Origin of the sequence: Planktothrix tepida PCC 9214 (assembly GCF_900009145.1) — a bacterium.
In the GTDB taxonomy this organism is placed as follows: domain Bacteria; phylum Cyanobacteriota; class Cyanobacteriia; order Cyanobacteriales; family Microcoleaceae; genus Planktothrix; species Planktothrix tepida.
Window position 1 is genome coordinate 22562 of record NZ_LN889818.1, and the last position, 3276, is coordinate 25837.

The following is a 3276-nucleotide window of genomic DNA, read 5'->3' on the forward strand; positions in this document are numbered from 1 at the left end:
GACTCTGATGGGGACACCGACATCCTGCTCACGGGCAAAGATAGTTCTGGCCGCATCAGCAAAATCTATAACAATCTTTTCCCCATATCCGATGTAGACACCACCACCATCACCGAAGCCATCGCGATTACAGCCGCCGACAATAACGGTACTTGGCAATATTCCACCAACGGTACAACCTGGACAAACTTCCCCACCGTCAGCAACAGTAACGCCCTATTATTAGATGCGGGGAATAAAGTTCGTTTCCAACCCACTGCCCACTACAACGGGACGATTACCACTGCCCTCACCTTCCGGGCTTGGGATAAGTCCACAGGTACAGTCGGAAGTACAGCCGACACCAGCATTAACGGTGGTACAACAGCCTTTAGCGTCAACACCGCCACCGCCTCCATTACGGTTACGGCCGTTAACGACGCTCCAACTGCAACTCCTATCACGGCTCAAACCGCAACAGAAGATAGCAGTTTCAGTCTCAATATTGCTAATAATTTTAGCGATATTGATGGAGACATCCTAACCTATAGTGCTGCCTTAGCCGATGGTAAACCTTTACCCAGTTGGTTAACTTTCGACAGCAAAACGGGAACTTTTACCGGAACACCGACTAACAGTGATGTCGGGAATATTGCTATCAAAGTGACAGCTAAAGATAGCAGTAATGCCACCGTTGAAAATAGTTTCCAACTCACCGTTAATAACGTTAACGACTTACCTACAGGTAATGTTAATATTACAGGGACAGCAACTCAAAACCAAACCTTAACCGCAACAACTAATACCTTAGCGGATGTTGATGGTTTAGGAACATTTAATTATCAATGGCAAGAGTCAGCCGATAATGGAGTCACCTGGACTAATATTAGTGGAGCGACTAATAATACTTTTGCCTTATCTCAAACCCAAGTTGGGAAAAAGGTACAGGTCAAAGTTAGTTATATCGACGGACAAGGGACAGCAGAAACGGTTAATAGTAGTCCAACTTCTGTTGTTACTAATATTAACGACGCTCCAACAGCCACTACGATTACCGACCAAACCGTTAACGAAGATAGCAATTTCAATCTCAATATTGCTAATAAATTTAGCGATATTGATGGAGACATCCTAACCTATAGCGCCGCCTTAGCCGATGGTACAGCCTTACCCAGTTGGTTAACTTTCGACAGCACAACGGGAACTTTTACCGGAACACCGACTAACAGTGATGTCGGAAATATTGCTATCAAAGTGACAGCTAAAGATAGCAGTAATGCCACAGTTGAAAATAGTTTCCAACTCACCGTTAATAACGTTAATGATGCTCCGACTACGACTGCTATTGGCAACCAAACCGTTAACGAAGATAGCAGTTTCAGTCTCAATATTGTTAATAACTTTAACGATATTGATGCAGGAGATAGTTTAACCTATACCGCCACCTTAGCCGATGGTAAAGCCTTNATTAATAATTTCAGCGATATTGATGCAGGAGATAGTTTAACCTATACCGCCACCTTAGCCGATGATAAACCTTTACCCAGTTGGTTAACTTTCGACAGCACAACGGGAACTTTTATCGGAACACCGACTAACAGTGATGTCGGAAATCTTGACATTAAAGTTATCGCAACCGATAGCAGTAATGCCACCGTTGAAAATAGTTTCCAACTCACCGTTAATAACGTTAACGATGCTCCAACTACGACTGCTATCGGCAACCAAACCGTTAACGAAGATAGCAATTTTAATCTCAATATTGTTAATAATTTCAGCGATATTGATGCAGGAGATAGTTTAACCTATAGCGCCACCTTAGCCGATGGTACAACTTTACCCAGTTGGTTAACGTTTAATAGCACAACGGGAGAATTTACAGGAATACCCAGTAACAGTGATGTTGATGCGTTGACTATTAATGTTACTGCTACCGATAAAAGCGGGGCAAGTATTAGCGATAGTTTCCTGTTGAGCATTATACCAACACCGACACCGACACCGACGGTAACACCCACGCCGACACCAACGGTAACACCAACACCGGAACCTACACCAACACCAACGGTAACACCAANCTCCAGTGGGGATATCTACGACCCCACCCGTTTTGTGAAAGCCATCGCCTTTCCCACCCTAAAAGCCAACGTTGTCAGCGATCAATCCATAGCAGGTACAACAGAAGCTGATACCGTCTTTGGTAAAGAAGGTAACAACAACATCCAAACCGGAGATGGGAATGACTACATTAACGGTAATCAAGGTGAGGACTTTATTGATGCTGGTAAAGGCAATGATACCGTCTTGGGTGGCAAAGACAACGACCAAATCGACGGCAGCGATGATGATGATGACTTGTTTGGCAACCTGGGTAACGATACCATTGCTGGAAATATTGGCAATGACTCGATTAATGGTAACGAAGGAGATGACCTAATTGATGGTGGCGATGGCAAGGATCAACTCTTTGGAGGTGAGAATAATGACTCAATTAAAGGTGGTAACGAAACTGATCTGATTTTTGGCAACCTGGGAACTGACCTAATAGAAGGAAACGACGGTGACGATAGCCTCTTTGGTAACGAACAGCGCGATACAATCTCCGGTAACTCCGGGGATGACCTGATTTACGGAGGCGAGGACAACGACCTCCTAGACGGGAACGAGGGCAATGATGCACTCTGGGGCGATGACGGTGATGATACCCTTGATGGTGGCCAAGACAACGATATTCTCACCGGAGGCAAAGGTAACGATATCTTGGTGGGGGCCTCCGGTGCTGATACCCTGACTGGAGGCGAAGGCAGTGACCGCTTTGTTCTGGTTTCAGGATTTGGCCCCGATACCATTACTGACTTTACTTCTGGGGTGGATATTATCGTCCTTGATGGCGGTCTCACCTTTGAACAACTGACTCTAACCCTTGTCAATGGTTCAACTCAAATTCAGGTCAATAATCAAATTCTCGCCACCCTGAATAACGTTGATCCTAACTTGTTGACTGTCACCAACTTTACCACTTCTATCTTCTAACAAAGTAGAGACAGACTAAGCAGGTCTTAGTCTCTCTACGGTTTTCTTCAGCAAGCCCTACTTCACTACCCCATTAAAGAGGATTAAAAAAATGACTTCTAGTTTTAACTTTAAAGAAAACACCAATGTCTCCCTCACCGGTGTTTACAGAAGTTCCGTCACCACAGCCGACTTTGACTCTGATGGTGACACCGACATTCTGCTCACGGGCTACGATAGTTTTAATAACCCCATCAGCCAAATCTATAGCAACAACGGCAGTGG

The 3276-nt window shown here is 44.7% G+C and carries 2 protein-coding genes; both read left to right on the plus strand.

Annotated features, from left to right (window positions below; translation table 11 throughout):
- The first annotated feature begins 396 nt into the window (after positions 1–396).
- A complete protein-coding gene (locus PL9214_RS31705) occupies positions 397–3012 on the plus strand; it encodes a putative Ig domain-containing protein (RefSeq protein ID WP_439331546.1) in 2616 nt (871 codons plus the stop codon).
- Positions 3013–3103: 91 nt separating this feature from the next.
- The coding region (locus PL9214_RS33155) for an FG-GAP repeat protein (RefSeq protein ID WP_186440494.1) at positions 3104–3276 on the plus strand (173 nt) is incomplete at its 3' end.